The sequence below is a fragment of the Streptomyces sp. NPDC042259 genome (assembly GCF_055582085.1).
Map to the genome: position 1 here is coordinate 155,968 of NZ_JBVJDW010000011.1, position 18,336 is coordinate 174,303.

General features: G+C 68.0%; 14 protein-coding genes, 1 tRNA gene and 1 pseudogene. 10 read left to right on the forward strand and 6 right to left on the reverse strand.

Translation table 11 applies throughout. The annotated features are described in order from the left end of the window. Nucleotides 1–49: 49 nt before the first annotated feature. The 3 genes from ACZ6MA_RS26575 to ACZ6MA_RS26585 form a co-directional block, all read right to left on the reverse strand. Complete coding sequence (locus ACZ6MA_RS26575; RefSeq protein ID WP_469436523.1) at nucleotides 50–1,795, reverse strand: ABC transporter ATP-binding protein; 1,746 nt, start codon at nucleotides 1,793–1,795, stop codon at nucleotides 50–52. A 15-nt stretch (nucleotides 1,796–1,810) separates the two neighbouring features. Further along, nucleotides 1,811–2,941: an asparagine synthase-related protein gene (locus tag ACZ6MA_RS26580; RefSeq protein ID WP_469436524.1), complete on the reverse strand. Its 1,131-nt coding sequence runs from the start codon at nucleotides 2,939–2,941 to the stop codon at nucleotides 1,811–1,813. Between the two features lie 162 nt (nucleotides 2,942–3,103). Beyond that, the gene (locus ACZ6MA_RS26585; protein ID WP_469436526.1) at nucleotides 3,104–3,262 is read right to left on the reverse strand and encodes a triculamin-like lasso peptide; all 159 of its coding nucleotides are present in this window, start codon (nucleotides 3,260–3,262) and stop codon (nucleotides 3,104–3,106) included. A 373-nt stretch (nucleotides 3,263–3,635) separates the two neighbouring features. On the opposite strand from ACZ6MA_RS26585, the gene ACZ6MA_RS26590 reads away from it, so the two are divergent. Both ACZ6MA_RS26590 and ACZ6MA_RS26595 read left to right on the forward strand, forming a co-directional pair. Continuing rightward, the gene (locus tag ACZ6MA_RS26590; protein WP_469436528.1) at nucleotides 3,636–4,247 is read left to right on the forward strand and encodes a helix-turn-helix transcriptional regulator; all 612 of its coding nucleotides are present in this window, start codon (nucleotides 3,636–3,638) and stop codon (nucleotides 4,245–4,247) included. Between the two features lie 80 nt (nucleotides 4,248–4,327). After that, on the forward strand, nucleotides 4,328–5,209 hold the full coding sequence (locus ACZ6MA_RS26595; RefSeq protein WP_469436530.1) for a GNAT family N-acetyltransferase: 882 nt from the start codon (nucleotides 4,328–4,330) through the stop codon (nucleotides 5,207–5,209). A gap of 75 nt (nucleotides 5,210–5,284) precedes the next feature. Here the strand turns inward: ACZ6MA_RS26595 and ACZ6MA_RS26600 are convergent, their stop codons facing one another. Then, nucleotides 5,285–5,710: a lasso peptide biosynthesis B2 protein gene (locus ACZ6MA_RS26600; RefSeq protein WP_469436531.1), complete on the reverse strand. Its 426-nt coding sequence runs from the start codon at nucleotides 5,708–5,710 to the stop codon at nucleotides 5,285–5,287. A gap of 34 nt (nucleotides 5,711–5,744) precedes the next feature. Then, complete coding sequence (locus tag ACZ6MA_RS26605) at nucleotides 5,745–5,957, reverse strand: PqqD family protein (protein ID WP_469436533.1); 213 nt, start codon at nucleotides 5,955–5,957, stop codon at nucleotides 5,745–5,747. A 220-nt stretch (nucleotides 5,958–6,177) separates the two neighbouring features. On the opposite strand from ACZ6MA_RS26605, the gene ACZ6MA_RS26610 reads away from it, so the two are divergent. The 3 genes from ACZ6MA_RS26610 (at nucleotide 6,178) to ACZ6MA_RS26620 (ending at nucleotide 11,181) form a co-directional block, all read left to right on the forward strand. Beyond that, entirely contained in the window at nucleotides 6,178–6,393 is a 216-nt protein-coding gene (locus tag ACZ6MA_RS26610; protein WP_469436534.1) for a hypothetical protein, read from the forward strand. Between the two features lie 513 nt (nucleotides 6,394–6,906). Next, nucleotides 6,907–6,987 (forward strand) — tRNA-OTHER (locus ACZ6MA_RS26615). 348 nt (nucleotides 6,988–7,335) lie between these two features. Continuing rightward, the gene (locus ACZ6MA_RS26620) at nucleotides 7,336–11,181 is read left to right on the forward strand and encodes a type I polyketide synthase (protein WP_469436535.1); all 3,846 of its coding nucleotides are present in this window, start codon (nucleotides 7,336–7,338) and stop codon (nucleotides 11,179–11,181) included. 79 nt (nucleotides 11,182–11,260) lie between these two features. Here the strand turns inward: ACZ6MA_RS26620 and ACZ6MA_RS26625 are convergent, their stop codons facing one another. Beyond that, nucleotides 11,261–12,448 (reverse strand): hypothetical protein, encoded by a 1,188-nt coding sequence (locus ACZ6MA_RS26625; protein ID WP_469436536.1) that lies wholly within the window; start codon nucleotides 12,446–12,448, stop codon nucleotides 11,261–11,263. A 2,146-nt stretch (nucleotides 12,449–14,594) separates the two neighbouring features. Between ACZ6MA_RS26625 and ACZ6MA_RS26630 the strand changes: the two genes are divergently transcribed. The 5 genes and pseudogenes from ACZ6MA_RS26630 to ACZ6MA_RS26650 all read left to right on the forward strand — a co-directional run bounded on the left by ACZ6MA_RS26630 (nucleotide 14,595) and on the right by ACZ6MA_RS26650 (nucleotide 18,287). Then, entirely contained in the window at nucleotides 14,595–15,113 is a 519-nt protein-coding gene (locus ACZ6MA_RS26630; RefSeq protein WP_469436538.1) for a helix-turn-helix domain-containing protein, read from the forward strand. Nucleotides 15,114–15,176: 63 nt separating this feature from the next. Next, nucleotides 15,177–15,674: a ParH-like protein gene (locus tag ACZ6MA_RS26635; RefSeq protein ID WP_356453606.1), complete on the forward strand. Its 498-nt coding sequence runs from the start codon at nucleotides 15,177–15,179 to the stop codon at nucleotides 15,672–15,674. Beyond that, nucleotides 15,667–16,881 carry an MAB_1171c family putative transporter gene (locus ACZ6MA_RS26640; protein ID WP_469436539.1) on the forward strand — a complete coding sequence of 405 codons (1,215 nt, stop codon included), beginning with the start codon at nucleotides 15,667–15,669 and terminating at the stop codon, nucleotides 16,879–16,881. Before ACZ6MA_RS26635 ends, ACZ6MA_RS26640 begins: the two co-directional genes overlap by 8 nt. Nucleotides 16,882–16,937: 56 nt before the next feature. Further along, nucleotides 16,938–18,071 (forward strand): cytochrome P450 family protein, encoded by a 1,134-nt coding sequence (locus ACZ6MA_RS26645; RefSeq protein WP_469436540.1) that lies wholly within the window; start codon nucleotides 16,938–16,940, stop codon nucleotides 18,069–18,071. Nucleotides 18,072–18,198: 127 nt separating this feature from the next. Continuing rightward, nucleotides 18,199–18,287: pseudogene (locus ACZ6MA_RS26650) on the forward strand. Nucleotides 18,288–18,336 lie beyond the last annotated feature (49 nt).

Genomic DNA, 18,336 nt, shown 5'->3' on the forward strand with positions numbered 1-18,336 from the left:
ACGCGCACCCCCTCTCTCTACGACTACGCGCCTCCGGCCTGCGCCGGAGTCAGGCGGCCGCGTGCTGCGCGGGCAGGTGGTCCCGTATCTCGTCGTAGCCGCCGGCGGCAACCACCCGCCCGCCGTCCAGCACGACGACCTGGTCGGCGGACCGGATCGTGGACAGCCGGTGGGCGATGACCAGCAGCGTGCACTCCTTGGAGATGAGGTGCAGAGTCTGCGCCAGGAGCTGCTCATGGGCGGCGTCCAGATGCGAGGTGGGCTCGTCCAGCAAAAGGATCTCCGGCCGGGCCAGCAGGGCACGAGCGATCGCCACGCGCTGTTGTTCGCCACCGGACAACGACGAGCCGTGTTCCCCTACGGGGGTGTCGAGGCCGTCAGGCAGCCGCTTCACCAAGGCGGACAGGCCCGCCATCTCCACCACCCGGTGCAGCCACGCTTCGTCGGCGTCCGGTGCCGCGTAGGTGAGGTTGTCGCGCAGAGTGCCGTACATCAGCGGTGAATGCTGCTCGACCAGGCCGATGCGGGACCGCCATTCGCCCGTGGTGTGCTCGGTGTTGGCGTCGCGTCCGTCGAGGGTGATGGTCCCGGCCGCGGGTTCGTAGAACCGTCCGAGCAGGCTGAAGATCGTGCTCTTGCCGGCCCCGGACGGCCCTGCGATGGCCGTGAAGCTGTGGCGGGGCACCCGGAACGACGCCCCCTTGAGAATCTCGCGATCGGTGTAGCGGAACCGGAGGCCACGCAGCACGAGCCCGGAGGCGGAGGCGGCGGCGGGCTGCTTCCGAAGCTGGTCCGTCCGCGGGCGGTCCGTCCGGAGCCGGTCCGTTTCGACCGGCAGATCCAGGACCTCCTGGATGCGCTGCAGCGCCGCGAGGCCGGCTTGCAGTGCGGGAGCGATGTCGAACAGCCCGGCCATCGGTATGGCCAGGTAGTTCACGTAGAGGAGGAAGGCCACCAGCTCGCCGACGGCCATATCCCCGGACGCGACCCTGGCCAGGCCCACGACGATGACCACGATCAGCGAGCCCTGCACCGCGAGTTCGATGGCGGGTGAGACCACGGCGGTCAGACGGGCGGCCTTGACGTTGTGACCGTAGATGTCGTCGGTGCTACGGGCCAGCGCCGCGGATTCGCGTGCCTCGGCACGGTTGATGCGCACGGTGCGGATGGCGCTGAGGACGCGTTCCAGCTCGGCGGCGAGGGAGCCGGTGGCTTCCTGCGCGGCCTGAGTCTCGCGGCGGATGCCCTTGAGTACGAGTGCCATCACCGCTCCGGATCCGATGACGACTGCCATGACCACCCCGGCGAGTATCGGATCCAGCCAGAACATCATGCCCACGCCGCCGACCACGACGATGGAGTTGACGATCGCGTTCACCACGTCGGTGGCGAGCACATCGCGCAGAAGGGTGGTGTCGGTGGTGGTGCGGGAGATCAGGTCGCCCAGCCGGTGCCGGTCGTAGACGGCCATGCGCAAGCGCAGCAACTGGTCGACCATCGCCCTGCGCAGCCGCTGGACGACGCCCTCGCCGGCCTGGTCGAGCCGGAACGTCGACCAGGCCTGCAATGCGGCTTGGCCTGCGAAGACGGCGGCGAGCAGCCACAAGAGTCCGGTGACGGTCCGCCCCGCCGTCGCCGCCTCGATGGTCCGGTTGACGATCAGAGGCTGGGCCAGCCCGAGTCCGGATCCGGCCAGGGCGCAGAGCAGAGCGAACAGCAGCCGTCGCCTGCTGCCCCGCGTCCAGGCCAGCAGGGTACGGAAGGTGACGCGGCTGACTTTCGAGGTTTCGTCCATGGCTCCGCAAAGTGATTAGTCGATCAGTTCGTAACCGAGTTCCATGGCCGTGGCCAGCCATTGCTCGACCTCGAGGATGCGGGTCGCCACCATGGGATCCAGGTCCCCTGACAGCGCGCGGGCGCTGAGGATGCCGCTCTCCAGCAGATGTTTCGCCGATAGTTCGGCGGGATCCACGCGGCTGACGATGGCCCGGCTGAAGATTTGTTTGGTGGTGGGGAGGTGGGCCAGGGCGCCCGGGGGCATCAGCTTGATCACCTGGGATTTCATCCGCCAGTACGGGTGCGGGTAGCTCGGGTCGTAGCGCCGGTGCAGCGGCAGTCGCTTCGCCCGCTCGACGAAGGCCGGATCCAGGAAGGGGTCCTCGTTGCGCACCAGACCGGCTGTGCGTAGCCGTTGGTGTGGATAGAGGTCGCTCCACGCCTCCATGGCGGCCAGGGAATCATGGTGTCGTTCGTGCAACCGTACCAGCGAACCTATCCAGGACTTCGTCCATGCGGTGGCGATTCCACGGTACGGTTCGGCGAGGAAATTGTGCGGTGGATTGCTGCACAGCTCCGGCCAGGAACAGGCCAGGTACGTCATCGCCCGGCGCCGTCGGCCGAGGAGGGGCGAGATCACGGCGAGCGCCTCGAGTTTCTTCGTGGGCTGATACTCGCCGCGGTGATCACGCCAGTAGTCCGGCAGTGCGCGCACGTTTCCGTTGCGTAATAGGTGGGGTGTCAGGTATTGCCCGCTGCCCAGGAGTTCGTCGGCGCCGTCGCCGGTGAGCAGCACGTCCGCGCCCGCCTCGTGGGCGAGTTCCACCAGAAGCCGGTTGGCATCGGGCAGGGCGTCGAGACGTGGTCCTTCCGCATGCCATTCCGGGGTCCCCGTCGGTCGGCGGGAGATCGGTACGATCCGCAGGTCGCACTGCAGACCGATTCCCTCGAGCAGGTTCCGGACGAGGGGGATGTTGGACTTTCCCCGGTCGTCGATCATCTCGATGGCGACAGCGGTGATCCGGCGCTGATCACCGTGCTCGAGAATGAGGTTGGCCAGAACGGCGAGGGAGTCGAGCCCGCCGGAGGTGGCGACCGCGACCCCCTCGCTGTTCCCGACAGCGCGCCGTAGCGAGGCTAGGAACTCCGTGCGCAGATTTCGCATACCGGGTTCGCCCCGGGGCCACGGAGGTTCCGTCGCCAAATCCGGACCGTCCTCGAAGGGATGGGCCGGGCCGAACTCGCCCCTGATGGCCGGCCAGGTCAACCACAGTGCGAGTCTGCGTCGGGAGATCCGCTCGTACGGCACGCCGTCACCTGCCTCTGGTTACTTGCGGGCTTCGCTTTCCAGCGTCTCGGCCAGGTCGGCCAGAGAATCCCGGATCGAGGTGGTGGCCTCCACCTCCGGGGTCTCGTCCATGAACATGAAGCGTCCCCGGACGCCCTTGCCGCGAATACCGTCGCCCGGCTTGCTCTTCTTCGACATCGCTACCTCCTTGATGGTGGGAAAAATCGGTGATACGAATCCCGATTTCCGATGAAGGTGATCGGCACACCCATGAGCCGATTCCCTTCGCCATTCATGACAACGTGCGGACGCCGCGGAAATCAATACCCTGAATTGGACAGCGGCAATGTACGATTCCTGACTTGACGAACCCATTACCACGAGAGATGCCGGTGCGGGCCGTCCGTAATCGGACAGTTTTCGTACAAGATCACCTCAGCCGACGTGGGCAGGGGTCTTCGACCTGCAGCGACGGCCGACGAGTGGTCGATAGTGGACCAGCGCCGCGAACGTGATCCAGATCTCAGCCTTCCGATGTCGATTTTGCGTTACCTTGATCTGGACCTGTCCTATGCGCCCGGACCTTTTGCGGCCCGGCTCATGCGCTTGGTTAGGGGGAGCACTGACAGTGGGACGACCCTTACGTGAATTAACTCCCTGCGCGTCGGTACGCCATCGCTTCGGGGCGGAACTACGCGCATTCCGGAAGCGGCGGGGGCTTTCCCAAACGGCCCTCGGGGAACGAGTGATGCACAGCGGTTCCACCGTATCGAAAATCGAAAAAGCGGAACGCTGGCCGAGCCGGGAATTCGCCTTCCTCAGCGATAAGGTGCTGCACGCCCAGGGCTCTTTGAAGGACCTCTGGCTCAGGGCGCAGGCGGAGAGAACAGCCTCGGAACTCGCCGTCTCGAACATCGGGGAACCAGCCCGGGCGCCGGACGCGAGGGCCCGGCTGAGCCGGGCGATTCCCCACCTCGACGATGGTCTCAGCATGCCGGCCGCCGACCACGAGCACCCGTACCGGGCGACCGATCGAATCGTCGCCGACCTGCTGGTCCTTCAGGAGATCGTGGCCGGGCATCGGGAGGAAGCAAGGCTGCTCAGGAGCCTCGACCAGACCATCAGCCTGCTGATCGGCGACATCGAGCCCATCTCCCTGGCCACCCTGCAGAACGCCGAGTAGTGACCGGTACGGGCGACGAGCAACCGGCCGTCCTGGGGCCGTCCTGGACAGAAGAGGACCCGGTGACCAGTGTGGTAACCATGACACGCCTAACGCTCCGCCCGTACCGGGCGGCCGACCGGACGGCCGTCCTGGCCCTTATCAACGCCGACAGGCTCCCGGGCCAGCCGGAAGCCACACCCGGCATGCTCGCGCAGGCCTTACGCGGCGAGTCGCCCGTCGACGACAACTGGTGGGCCGAACTCGACCCGCCGACCGTACAGGTGGCCACCACCGCCGACGGCGACGTCGTGGGCGTCATTTCCTGCGCACTGCGCTCGAAAGACGACACCGGACTGATCCTGTGGGCCCACTGCCGTGAGAACGCGGCCGTAGCCGAGGAACTGATCGCCCATGCCCTGGCAGAGCTGGCGCCCCGCCCCGTCGAAGCCTTCCAGTTCGCGACCGCGCTCACCCTGGGACTGGAGGCGCTGCCGGTCGGTCACCGGCCGGTGACCCGCGCGGCACTGGAACGCGCCGGGTTCATCGGCGAACGCCTCTGGAGATACATGCACGCCGCCCTGCCGCGCCCCGGCCTGCCGCAGGCGGACAACGTCCGGATCGCCCCAGAGCCCGAGCGGAAGACGGCACGGCAACTGCAGGTGCACAGAGACGGCCGAACGGTGGCCGAGGCGGTCATCGGCGAACCCGTCCAGGGCATCGGCGTCTTGTGGTGGATCGAGGTCGGACCCGAAGCCCGCAGGCAGGGCCTGGGACGCGCGCTACTCGGCTCCGCCCTCGACACGCTCACCGGCCTCGGAGCCACCGACGCGATCCTCTACGTCGACGACGACGAACCCCCCGGGGGCGAGCGCGACCGGACGGCGGCCAATGCCCTGTACGAATCCGCCGGATTCAGCGAAGTCGATCAGCTGTGGATCTATGTGCGGCCCACCATGACGACCGATCCGGCTCCCGAGTAAGCACGACAGCCTCCCCGCCGCGACGTCACTGGTCATCGCCCTCTTGTCATCCTGATCTCCCTCCCCAGTTTCCGTTCACGCGGCGGGTCGGCTGCTCAGGAGCATCCGGTACGAACCCACCTCGCAGCCCGCCTCCTCGCCGGCCGGGCGGCCGTCGACCTCGGCCCAGGCGTGGGCGGCGAACGGGCTCGTCCGCATGCCCACGCACCAGTCGGGGCGCTGCCCGTACAGCCGGGCCAGCAGCACCACCGCCAGTGAGCGGCGCAGACAGCCCTGCTGGCCGCGGCAGCCGGGGCTGACGGCGACGACGGCAGCCCGGTACGCGCACACCGACGCGTAGTCCGCCCCGCGCCCTACGAGGCTCAGAATCCGCAGGATCACAGCGGGCGGGCGGTGGGCCAGCGGTGCGGCGAGGCACACCGCGGCGTAGGCGGGAACGCGCGGCCGCCAGCCCGGCAGCGGCGGGCGGTCCAGCGCCTGGGCGGTGGCCTTGGCCGTCATGGCGGCACCAGACCCGCGTCGCGCAGCCGGTCGATCAGTGTGGTGACGTCTCGGTGCACCGCACCCGGACCGCACCCGAACGCTCCGCGATCCCACTGACCACATCGGGCAGGCGCTCACCTGCCAGCAGGCGGGACAGCACTTCCGAGCCGGTGGCGTTGAATTGGTAGAACTTGCCGTCGCGCTCGTGGAGCAGGACCGTGCCGTCGTCTGTGTCCAGCGTCGACACGGATTGCGCGAGACGCATGCCGCCCCCTCGTGTTGTCCTTGTGCCTGTTGTCCCTGTTGCTCTTGTCATTGCGTCCGTCATCGAATTCGATAGTGCGCGTTGACCCCGGTCACCGGTCACCGGTCACCGGTCACCGGTCGGCGGTCCAGCACGCGCAACCACACCTCGCCGCCCAGCGTGAGGGGCACCGCCGCTGTGGGCAGGGGTGGCGGGAGCGGCCGGGACAGGAGTGTGCGCAATGTCCCCGCTCGCGGTGCGCGAGCGGCCGGTGGTCGCCATCACCTACACCGACGCGCGGATGGCTGAGGACGACGACGTCTTCTACGCCCGCCGCGTCGCCGCCGAGGTACGCGGTATCACGCACACGGTCATCGACCGGCCGGCACGCAGGGGTGGCGCACTTCGGCGGCCTGGAGGACCCCGGGACGTTGCCGGTGACGGACCCTGCCGTTGATGTCGCTCTGGGTGCTGTCTGGCCTTGCCGCGCGGCTCGTCCCCGTTGCTGCCCACGGATCCGCCGCGCACCTGATGGGGCGCGGTGGCGACAACGTCCTCGCCGCGGTCAGCAGTCAACGGGTGGACCAGTTCCTCGCCGGGTACCGCGTCCAGGCGTTCAAGCGCGGGAGCGACTTCGCCCGGGCCGTCCGTATCGCGCCGTGGCGGGCGTGGCAACAGCTCGCCTCGACAGCCGCCGCCCCCTGCCTGCGAGCCCTGGCCCGCCTGGCGGACCGGATGAGGGCCGCTCCGTTCCCGCCCGCCTGGCGCCCCGCGCCCCAGGACGGTCTGGCCTGGGGCGCGGCGACGGCCGCCGCCAGGTGGCTGACGACCCGCCGAGGGGTGCCAGGACCATGCCTCTTTGTTCCTCTGGGATGCCAGTCAGCTACGTGTCAGGGCCGTGTCAGAGCAAGGTGCCAAGATTACCTCTGTGAGCGGGCCGCTATCCGGACCGAATCACGGAGAGGTGCCCGGAGTGGCTTATCGGGGACCAGAGCAAACAGCTCACGGTCGGGTTATGCCCACGCAGGTTCGAATCCTGCCCTCTCCGCCAACGGACGAGCTGACATGAGTCAGTGCCCTGCTGGTCAGGCTCGTCGCCAAGGGCGCAGAGAGTGCACAGCCGCACACTATGGCTTGTCCTGCGCGTTGCTGCCCCAGCTGGGCGAAAGCAATTTCTCAGACCTTCCGTCGGCACTGCCGGAAGATTTCAGGCGCCCGGCGCGCCGACTGGCTTCCTAAGAAACGTCAGGGCTTCGGGGACATGCGCGGGGATGGTGTGGGCAGATGCCACCGCCGTCCCCTGCTTTTCGTTGCTATGGCCGTTGGCAAGTGCATCCATGTGCGGTCTCACCGCTACCTCAATGGTGGATCAAGGAGTGAAATGTGGAATCAAGATTCGGTGGCCATCGTCGGAATGGGATGTCGATTTCCGGGCGGGATCGATTCACCGGAGGCGTTCTGGGACTTCTTGGTCGGCGGCAAGGTGGCGGTGGAGCCGACGCCTGAGGACCGTTGGCGTCCGTACACCAAGGTCAACCCGGAGTTCTCCGAGGCTTTGCGGAGGGCGGACCGGCCCGGGAACTTCATCGGTGATGTCGACGGGTTCGACGCGGAGTTCTTTGGGATCACGCCTCGCGAGGCCGAGTTCATGGACCCTCAGCAGCGTCTGGTGCTGGAGGTCGCGTGGGAGGCTCTGGAGCACGCCGGCATGGCGCCCCGGGCTGTGGGCGGCTCTGACGCGGGTGTGTACATCGGTACCTGCTCGGACGACTACGGCCGTCGGCTGCTGGAGGACCTTCCGAGGATCGAGCCGTGGACCGGCATCGGCGCCCAGCTGACAGGCATTGCCAACCGGGTCTCGCACGTCCTGGACCTGCACGGGCCCAGCTTCGTCCTCGATTCGGCGTGCTCGGCCTCTCTCGTGGCCATCCATCTGGCGTGCCAGGCGCTGCTGACGGGTGAGACGTCGCTCGCGCTTGCCGGTGGTGTGAACATCATTCTGTCGCCTGCGTACACCCTCACCCTGGAGGCGGCGGGAGCGTTGTCTCCGGACGGGCGGAGCAAGCCCTTCGACGCTGAGGGTGATGGATATGGCCGGGCCGAAGGGTGCGGTGTGCTCGTCCTGAAGCGTCTTTCTGACGCTCAGCGGGACGGGGACCGCATCCATGCTGTGATCAAGGGTTCAGCGGTTGCCCAGGACGGGCACACCAGCGGCATCATGGCGCCCAACCCGGATGCGCAGCGTGACCTGCTGCGCCTGGCGTGGGAGCGGGCGGGCCTGGACCCGGCCACTGCTGGTTTTATCGAGGCGCATGGCACTGGTACCCGGCTTGGTGACCCGGTGGAGGCGTCAGGCCTGCATGCGGTGTTCGGCGCCGGGCGTCTGGCTGATGAGCCGTGCTTCATCGGGTCGGTGAAGTCGAATATCGGGCATGCGGAGCCCGCGTCCGGCGTGGCTGGCGTGATCAAGGCGGTCTTGATGCTGCGGGAGGCGGAGATGGCCGCAACGGTGATGGCGAGCGGTCCCAGCCCGGACATCCCGTGGGAGGAGTGGGGACTGAGGCTTGTCACCGAGCACCGGAAGTGGCCCAGGGGTGCGGATCCTCGGCGGGCGGGGGTTTCCGGCTACGGCTACGGCGGGACGATTGGTCACATCGTGCTGGAGGAGGCCCCGGAGTTCAGCGTTCTCCAGAACTCTGAGCTGGATGCTCCGCGGCTTTTCCCCGTCTCCTACCGGTCTCGCGCCGGGGTAGCCGCATACGCTCTGCGGCTCGCGGACTGGCTTGAGCGGCATGCCGAGGTCCCGTTGGCGTCGGTCGGCCGTACGTTGGCGACGGGCCGTTCGCATCTGGGCTACCGTGGCGCGGTCGTGGCACAGGACCATATGTCGCTCGTCTCGGGCCTGCGCGCCCTCGCCGCGAGTGACGATGTGGCGGCCGACGGCGTCATCGAGGGGAAGGCGTCGCCGGCGGCGGCCCCCGTCTGGGTCTTCTCTGGGCATGGCTCCCAGTGGTCCGGTATGGGTGCCCAGCTTCTGCAGACCAGTGCCGCTTTCGCTGCGGTCATCGACCAGCTGGATCCCGTCTTCGTCAGCGAGCTGGGATTCTCGGCCCGGCAGGCCATCGCCGACGGCGACTTCGCCTCGGTGGACCGGGCCCAGTCGATGATCTTCGCCATGCAGGTCGCGCTGGCCGAGGTGTGGCGGTCGTTCGGGCACCACCCCGCTGCTGTGATCGGGCACTCTGTGGGAGAGATCGCGGCGGCCGTTGTCGCGGGGGCCTTGAGCCTTGAGGACGGGGCCCGGCTCAGCTGCCGCCGTTCCGCGCTGCTGCGCCAGGTCGCGGGCAAGGGCGCCATGGTCATGGTGGGGCTGTCGTTCGAGGAGGTGGCTGCGCGGCTCGATGGCCGCGCCGGCGTGAACGCGGCCATCGCCTCGTCGCCCGATTCGGCGGTGGTCTCCGGTGACGCTGAGGCGGTTGCCGAACTGGTGACGGAGTGGCGGGGAAGCGGCATCCCGGTCCGGCCGGTCAACTCCGATGTGGCGTTCCACAGTTCTCACATGGACGCGCTGGCCGGAGGCCTGCGGGCGGCTCTGGTGGATCTCGATCCGCGGGCGCCGGGCATACCTCTGTACACCACGGCTTTGGAGGATCCCCGGACTCGGGCCGCGTACGGCGCCGATTACTGGGCGGCGAATCTCCGCAACCCCGTCCGGCTGCATGAAGCGGTCACTGCGGCTGTTGAAGACGGCCACCGGCGGTTCCTGGAGATCTCTCCCCACCCCGTGGTCGCCCACTCCGTCGGGGAGACCCTGAAGCACCTGGAGGTGGCGGACAGTTGCGTCGTCCATTCCTTGCGTCGTGACCAGCCCGAGGTGGCGACACTGGTGACGAACATGGGGGAGCTGTACTGCCACGGTGCCGGGCCCGACTGGTCGCTGGCGCATCCCGAGGGCGGGGCCGCCGAGTTGCCGCCGATCGCGTGGCAACACCGCCGGCACTGGCTGGACGCGGTCCTTCCGGCTGCTGCGGTCCCTGTGCAGCAGCACGATGTGACCGGGCATGCGCTGCTCGGCCGGCCGGTGGATGTGGCCTCGCCGACGCCGCTGCGGTTGTGGAACACCTACCTCGACGACGCCAGCCGTCCTTTCCCGGGCGGCCATGCTCTGCATGGCACGTCGATTGTTCCGGCTTCGTCGATCATCCACACCTTCTTGGAGACCGCCGCAGGCCATGGAAGGGCCAAGGCACTGTATGACGTGCACCTTCGTTTCCCGATCGCTCTGGCCACCGCGCGGGAGGTGCAGGTAGTCCAGGAAGGCTCCACGCTGCGGTTGAGTACCCGTCCGCTCGACGCGGAGCAGGGTCCGGGGAACTGGCTGACCCACTCCTACGCCTCCACGCTGTCAGGCCACGCCTCGGCGTTTCCGGCGTCCGTGGCCAGGGTGTCGCCTCCGGAGGACCTGGCTGCCGCGGACCCCTCCATGGTGATGTCGCGGCTCGATGCCATCGGTGTGGAGGGCATCGCCTGGCCGTGGACCGTGGAGGACCTGCAGCTGGGAGACCAGGTGGTGCGTGCTCGCATCCACGCCCCCGCGGTAGCCGGTGACCAGGTGACCTGGGCTCCGTTACTGGACGCCGCGCTCGGCGTGGTACCGATCATCTACGGCGGCCCGCCCACCGTCCGTATGCCGTCCCACATCCGCGAAGTCCGCGTGGTGGGCGAAGCCCCGGAAGTCGGCGTCGTCGACATCCACCTCGTCGACCCCGAAACGGACACGGTGGACATCACCATCAGCGACGAGCAGGGAGCCCTGCTCGCCTGGTTGCCCGGTACCCGCTTCGGCGCCCTGCGGAACAAGGCACAAGCCGCTGAGACCGCAGCGATCGACGACGCAGGGGGCGTTGAGGAGAACGCATCCGCCGACGCTGCCAAGCTGTCATTGTCCTGGCGGGACCTGCCCGGGGAGGCGTTGGCTGAGCGGGTCGCTGCTGAGATCGGCGCCCGCATGGCACGGGAGATGAAGATTCCGGTGGACGAGCTGGATTACGGGCAGCCGCTCACGGAGCTCGGCCTCGACTCCGTGATGTCGGTCGTGGTGTGCAGCCAGTTGGAGAAGCTTTTCGCCATCAGGCTGCCCGTCACGGCCCTGTGGAACTACCCCTCGGTCCACGGGCTGGCCGGATACGTCATGTCCGTCCTGCTCGACTCCGAAACCGGTGCCGCGACGGCTGCCGCCGCCTAGCCGCCCCCCGGGTCCGTCTGCGGCCTGGGCAAAAGCCGCAGACAGACCCGGAGGCTTGCCGGCGCGCCCCCGTTTCAGGTCATTTTGCGTCGAATGGGGCCCGCGCGGCACGAAGAGCGGCGCGGGCCGCCGCCGCACCTACCGCGTACGTCCCTCGAGCGGGTACGTGGCGCTGAGCGGCTCGGGATCTCCAGGCCCGCACCACAGCCAGCCTGTCGGAGAACAGCTGTCTGGCCACGCGAGCCCGGGCCTCCTCAGCGGCCTTCACGGCAGCAGCGTGAGCGGCTTGGCGGGTGGCGTAGCCGCGCCCGCCGCGCATCCATGCCGCGTACACCTGGTGCCCTTCTGTCTCGGCTTCAGAGGAGCGGGCGAGCAGTTCCAAAGCGGAGCGCCGGTACTCGGCCGTGGTCGTCTCGGCCGTCAACCGGGCCAGGGCCCTTAGTGACTCATCGCTCGCCCCGTCAGCGCGGGCGCGTTCGCACACACGCTGGAGCTCGCCTTTGACGGCCGCCTCGACCTGCCCGGCAACGTGATCCTCGCCGGTGCTCCTGTACGACGCCGCGAGGACCGTCACGACTGTCTCCTCCACCGCTGCTTCCGCAGCCTGGTGCGCAGCGCACACCACGCACTCCTCCGGGGCCCCCTGCACACCACAGCCCTCGCAGTGCGTCATGCGCCGGTGGAGCTGGTCGGAGGCGGCTTGTCCACGGGCCTGAGCGGCAGCCGCCCGTCGGGCGGCTCGCTCGGTGTCGGCCCGCTCACGGGCGACCGCTTCGCGGGCCGCGTCCTCCGCAAGTCGCGCGCGCAGACGCTGTTCGCAGGCAGCCCGTCTTTGCTCTGCTGTCGCCTGCGGCATGTCGGCCGCGACCTGGAGGGCGGTGGATGTCCGTACGGCCCGCCGGTCGGCGATCAGGGAACGGCAGGACTCGCAGTCGGCGCCGGTGTCCAGCCGGGTGCCCTCGTCACAGCGCGGGTCCGGGCAGCCGGGCCGCCGGGCCAGGCCGCGGGCGAGCAGCCAGCCCACGGGGTCACTGACGGTATGCGCACCTCCCTGCTGGTCCAGGCGGCGGGTCAGCCGGTCGGCCAGGATCTGATGAGCTCTGTCACTGTCCGTCAGGCCGGCGATGTGGAGCAGCTCGGCACGTGTCGCGGTGACGATGAGGGCTTGGGCCGTACCGTGTTGCAGGCGCGCCCACAACGGCTCCACCGGTGCCAGCGCGATCTCCAGGTCTTGCGGTGGACGGGGCAGCCGCGGTTGTCGCCCCAAAGTCCCACTCCGCCGAGAACGGTCCTTGCGCGCGGGCACGCGTACCGGCCGACGGCGGGTCACCCCCGAAGCGGCTTCGCCGGATAACCCGAGATCACCAGCACTATTACCTCTGCCCGTGACCAGAGAAGCGTGGTGTGTGTGGAGCAGGGCAGTAGCAGGGTGCCCTGTGTTTTCTGGCGTGGTGCCGTGGTCGTGCGGCGTATGTCCAGGTGGTGTGCCTGGAGAGAGCCGAGTCGTCGGGCCGCCACCTCCGGGTGTATCAGCAGGGCGCTCTGACGGTTGCGTTCTGCCTGGCGCCGAAGCGTCGGGGCTGGCCGGAGGCTGGGCGCCGCAGGTGGCTGCCGGGAGGACAGTGGGTAGCGGTTCTGGAGCCCGGCCATGGGCCTGTGCGACGGCCGGCACTTTCACACGGCACCGGGCTCGCAGCCCGGACTGGGTCTTCCTGCGGATCACTTCGACGGCCCCGTTCTGGGCGAGCCGTGCCAGGACCTTTGCCCCGGCCGAGGTGGAGCAGTCCAGCAGTCGGGCCACCGTCGCGGCCGGCCGGCCGCGCTTGGTGTCCACGGCGCCGCCGCACAGCTGCATCCATCCGCTTGGCCGGGTGGTCAGCACCATCAGCAGGAGACCGAGCCGGTCGGTGGCAGCTCCCCGCCCGTGCCGGCCCGCCAGCAAACCGGGCTCTGTTGCCGGTCGGTCCATGGGGTTCCAGCCGGGCCCGAACAGGGCTTCGCATAACCGGAGCAGGGTGGCCAGCTCCCTCTGGGACAGCATCAAGGGGTTCTTGGTGTCCTTGGCCTGGTGAGCCCGCCATAGCGGCAGGGCCACATATTCCAGTCCCGTGACTCGGCCCGAGGTATTCATCACCGGCCGGGTCATGAGAACTCCCGCCTCTCTGAGGGCCGGCAGCACGGTGTGGTCGATGGTCGATTCGGATACGCCGAGCCAGCGCCCCAGTTCAGCGGCCCAGATGCGGCTTTGGGAGGAGGAGGCGCGGGCCTTCGCTGCCAGTACTACCGTGCCCAGCCGCGCTGTGTCCGGGAGCCCTGTCACGGTCTCCAGTAACGCGCGCACCGCCGTGAGCAGACGCACCCGCATGCTCTTGCTGAGTTGGAGGGCATTGAGGGATGGCCGATTCGTCACCGTGCGGGAGGATGCTGTCGACGAACGACTCTGGTGCTGAGGGAGGGGTGGTCTCAGCGGCCCGTCGACGGCCCCGGTCACCGGGGGGAGCGCGCACCAGGCGGCGCACGCCCTGGAGTCAAGACGCCACGGGATGATTTTCGACTGGTGCGGAAGCTGACAGATGTCAGCCCGGTCGGGCATGATGAGCGCTGTTCCTCTCATGGGGACACAACGGTCCGCAGCCTGCGGACCGTGCAAAACCCTTGAGGCATTCAAGGGGTGATTGACCTCAAACGGACCGGCGCCAACCGGGCTGTTCGAGGGACCGCTGGGCCGCCAAGCCGAGCGGTGACGTGAGGGTCGCTTCAGACGGTGCTGTAACACCGGAAGCGACTGGGGGCGGCATTGTCCGCCCCCTTCACGGTCAGGTCATCACTCTCTCCTCGCGTCAGCAGACATGGGGATAGGCGCAGGAACTGCGCGGCCCAGCGGTCAAGCGCGGGCCTGAGTGGCAAGGGCGTGTGAACTGCGAGTTCACGAGAACTGCGTTGCGAGCGCGCCCTTCGTGCAGGTCGATGAGCGCCGGGCTGTTGCGGCCACGGGATCCCGGGTGTGCCGAGATGCCGCTGCGCGTCCTTTTGAGCCCAGGACGGCTGCTCGCCGGTTCCCGCCCAGCAACAGCTGCTCAAACTGACGCACCCACAGACGGTGCATCATGCACCTATTTGGGTATGGTGGGACCGGGCAGGCAAGTTACGCCGACTCACACGTCAACCAGGGAGCGTCACGTGCTCATACACAGCGCTATGGGGTGACGCGTTTTGGGCCGTGCGCCTCGGGGTGGTCCGCCCCCGGTAGCGGTCTTCTCGCCCTGATGCCGATGCCTGTTCAGCATGTTGTAGTAGCCCCCCGTTGAGGTTGCTTCCCCCGCCACGAGGACCATAGAGCCCGAGCGTGCAACGTTGCAACATGCTGCGCAATCGGTGCATTATGTTGCAATGGAAAGGCGGGTGGTGATGAAGTGTCAGGGAATCAGCAGGGAGCATCCCCGGGACCGTCGGACCACCCCGCCGAGGACATGGCCCACCTGGCGAAGTCCACGATCGCCCTGCGGCTCCGGTACATCCGCCACAGCCATCCAGAGGGCCCCTTCAGCCTGGCCAAACTCGCCGAACGCGCAGGGGTGTCCAAGCGCACCCTGGCGTCGGCGGAGTCAGCCGACGGAACGAACCTGACTATCGAGACCCTGATGAAGGTAGCCCAGAGCCTCGGCATCCGCCGCCCGGCCTACTTCCTCGACGAGCAGGTCTTCCGCGAGGTCAACGCGGAGCTGGAGACGGTCAGGGCGCTGAGGCAGCAGACGGTGCACACCGTGGCGCTGCGCTCCGCGGCAGTGCCGGGTGCGGCGAACGCCTCGGTCTCCGAATTGTCGGAACTGGTCAAGGGCATCATCGCCGCCGCGCAGGCGGCGGGCAACACCCTGCAGAACCTGCCGGACCCCGCCAACGGCCACCCGGATCCCGGCGCCCGGAACAAGTAGCTTCCTACAGTGTGGTGGCGTCGAGCCGACAGCAGAAGGCTCCAGCAGCGGTGTGAGCAGCTCGTGAGTTCGCTGGAACTGCCTGAGCACGACAAGGTCTCTGTGCAGGCACTCTGCGCGCGCATCAGCCAGATGACCGGACGCCCCATTCATCTCCTTCCGCTCGGACTGCCGCCCGGGAGCCCCGACGGCCTGTGGGTGTCCCTCGACGACGCCGACTTCATCGTCTACGAGCAGCTCCTGGCGCCCGTCCACCAGCATCAGGTGGTCCTGCATGAGATCGGACACCTGCTCTGCGGCCACCGCTCAGCCCCGGTGATGACCGCAGAGGTCTCCCAGCTGCTGCTGCCTTCGCTGGACCCGGACTTCATCCGCCGGGTCCTGGGACGCGAGCACTCTCACTCCGAAGCCGAGATCGAAGCCGAGCTGGTCGGTTCGCTCATCGGCCGCAGGATCGGCGCGTGGAACGTGGAGCAGATTCCCATGGTGCCCCCGGAAGCACAGGAATTAGCTGCGCGTCTCTCCGCGCTGGAAAGACCGGATCGAGGGAGAAATGAATAATTTTCAGCAGAACCTGAACGGCAGCTTATATCCGCTGTGTGCCGTCATCGCCTTTCTGGCTCTCTTATACAAGTTACGGATCCTGCTCACTGACCGATCCGTCGTTCAGGTCGCCTTGGTCGGAAATTTCTTCTTTCTGGTCCTCACGTACACCGTCTCCACCCCGGTGGTATGGACAGCGACGAGTCACGCCGTGGGCATCGTCAACTTCTCCGGGCTGTTCACTCAGAGTTGCGTCATCCTGCAGGTGGCCTGCCAGCAGCTCGTACTGCTGCACCTGTCCCACGAGCCGAGCATCGCCTGGCGCAAGGCGGTGCCACGACTCAGCGCCATCGCGGTGATCCTGGTAGCGATGGTGGCCCTGTTCTCGCTAGCCAGCGGTGTGGGGGAGCAGTCGGCCAACTTCGCCGTCACACACGCCCAGTACTATCCCGCCTACCTGAGCGTCTATCTGCTCGGCTACGGCGCGAACCAGATCGACATGCTCTTCCTCGGATGGCAGCACGCGAAGGTCGCCCCCACCCCCTGGCTGCGGCGCGGCTTGCTCATGATTTCCCTGGCCGTCCCATTCGGTCTCATCTACGCCCTCTGCCGCATCGCCGACATCGTCGCCGGCCAGCTGGGCAGCAACGGGCAAGCATGGGAGCCGGTCGCTCCCATCGCCGTCGCCATTTCAGCGGTCATCCGGGTGACAGGGTGGACCCTCCCCGACTGGGGCCCTCACCTCAGCCGGATATGGCAGCGCATCGAATTCCAACGCGCCTACTGGGAACTGAGGCCACTGCACCGCGCCGTCACCGCCCAGGTACCTGCCCCCGTACTCCACCTGGAACGCGGCACCGACCTGCGGACCCGTCTCTACCGCCTCATCGTCGAGATCCGAGACGCGCAATGGGCTCTTCGCGTCTGGATGGACCCCTCCGTAGCCGAACGTGCCCGGCGCGACCCGCCGACGACAGGCCTGTCCGAAACCGATCTCGCCGCCGTGATCGAAGCAGCTCAGCTTGCCTCCGCACTACAGGCAAAAGCCCACGATGAAAGACCCACTGAACACGTTGCCTCACCGCGGGCGGCAGATCCTCCGGACCTTGCCGCAGAGCTGGCCTTCCAGCGCAAACTCGCCCGCGCCTTCCGCGAGATCCCCAACCACGCCACTGCGGGCCTCCCGGCCATGACCATCACTGCACCCACCCAGGAATCCTCATGACGGACAAGACACTTCCCATGCCGTTCGACGCAGCATCATTCACAGATCCGTACCCCATGCACGCCCGCCTGCGCGAAAGCGGCCCCGTGCACCGGGTGACAACCCCCGACGGATCTCCCATCTGGCTCGTCACCCGGGAAGCCGACGTGCGTACCGCTCTGAACGACCGCCGCTTGACCGTGGACAAGGCGCACTCGGGTACCGGCTACAAAGGATTCACACTGCCGCCGGCTCTGGACACCAACCTCCTCAACATGGATGGCCCCGACCATTTGCGGCTGCGCCGTCTAGTGGCCAAGACCTTCACGCCGCGGCACGTCGAGAGCATGAAGGACCGTGTCCACGCCGTCGCCGAGCAGCTGGCCGACACCATCGCAGAACGTGGCGAAGCAGACCTCGTCGCCGACTATGCCAACCCGCTGCCCCTGGTCATCATCGGCGACCTCCTCGGCGTCCCTGACGAAATCCGCCGACCGTTCTCCCGGTGGGCCGGCGCCATGCTGGCCCCGGAATACCCCGGCCAGGTCGCCGAAGCCGTCGAGCACATCCATGGCTACCTCCTGGACCTGATCGCCCTGCGTCGCGTCACCCCGGGGGATGACCTTCTCTCCCGGTTGATCGCAGCGCGCGACCAGGGGGACCGGCTCACCGAGAACGAGCTCCTTTCCCTCGCTTTCTTGCTCCTGTGGACCGGAAGCGAGAACACCCAGCACCTCATCAGCAGCGGGCTGCTGGCCCTGCTCCGTCATCCCGAACAGCTCGCCACCGTGCGCGCCGATCCCGGGTGCCTGCCGGCCGCGGTGGAAGAGATCCTGCGCTTCACCCACGCCAATCAGCTGGCCATCCGGCGCTTCCCGACCGAGGACGTGGTCATCGGCGGTGTCACGATCCCTGCCGGCGACACCGTGATGCTCGCCCTGAGCTCGGCCAACCGCGACCCCGCACGGTTCAGCGACCCCGATGAGTTCGACATCCGGCGCCCGGACAACGCACACCTTGCCCTGGGCTACGGCATCCACTACTGCCTCGGGGCACCACTGGCGCGGATGGAAGTACAGATCGCGCTGGCAACCCTGCTGCAACGTTTCTCCCGCATCGACCTCGCAGTTCCCGAGGGCGCCCTCCAGTGGCGGAAGTCCTTCAGGTCCCACGCCCTCCAGCAGTTGCCGATCACCGTCGGCCACCGCTGACGCCCTTTTCGGGATGAGCCTGCCCTGGCAGTCAGGTGGCTGTCAGGGGCCAGTCAGAGGCCTCGGGCACAGTTCAACCCAGCGGTGCCTGCCCCGGGCCCCGGAGGTCCCCAGGGCAGGCGCTTCTGGAGAGGTACCCGAAGTGGCCCAACGGGGGCCAGGCGACCGCGCCTAGCCGGGTGAAAGCCCACGCAGGTTCGAATCCTGCCCTCTCCGCCCCTGCAGGGCCCCTCCTGCTCTTCTTCGAAATCCGTCTGCGCGAGGC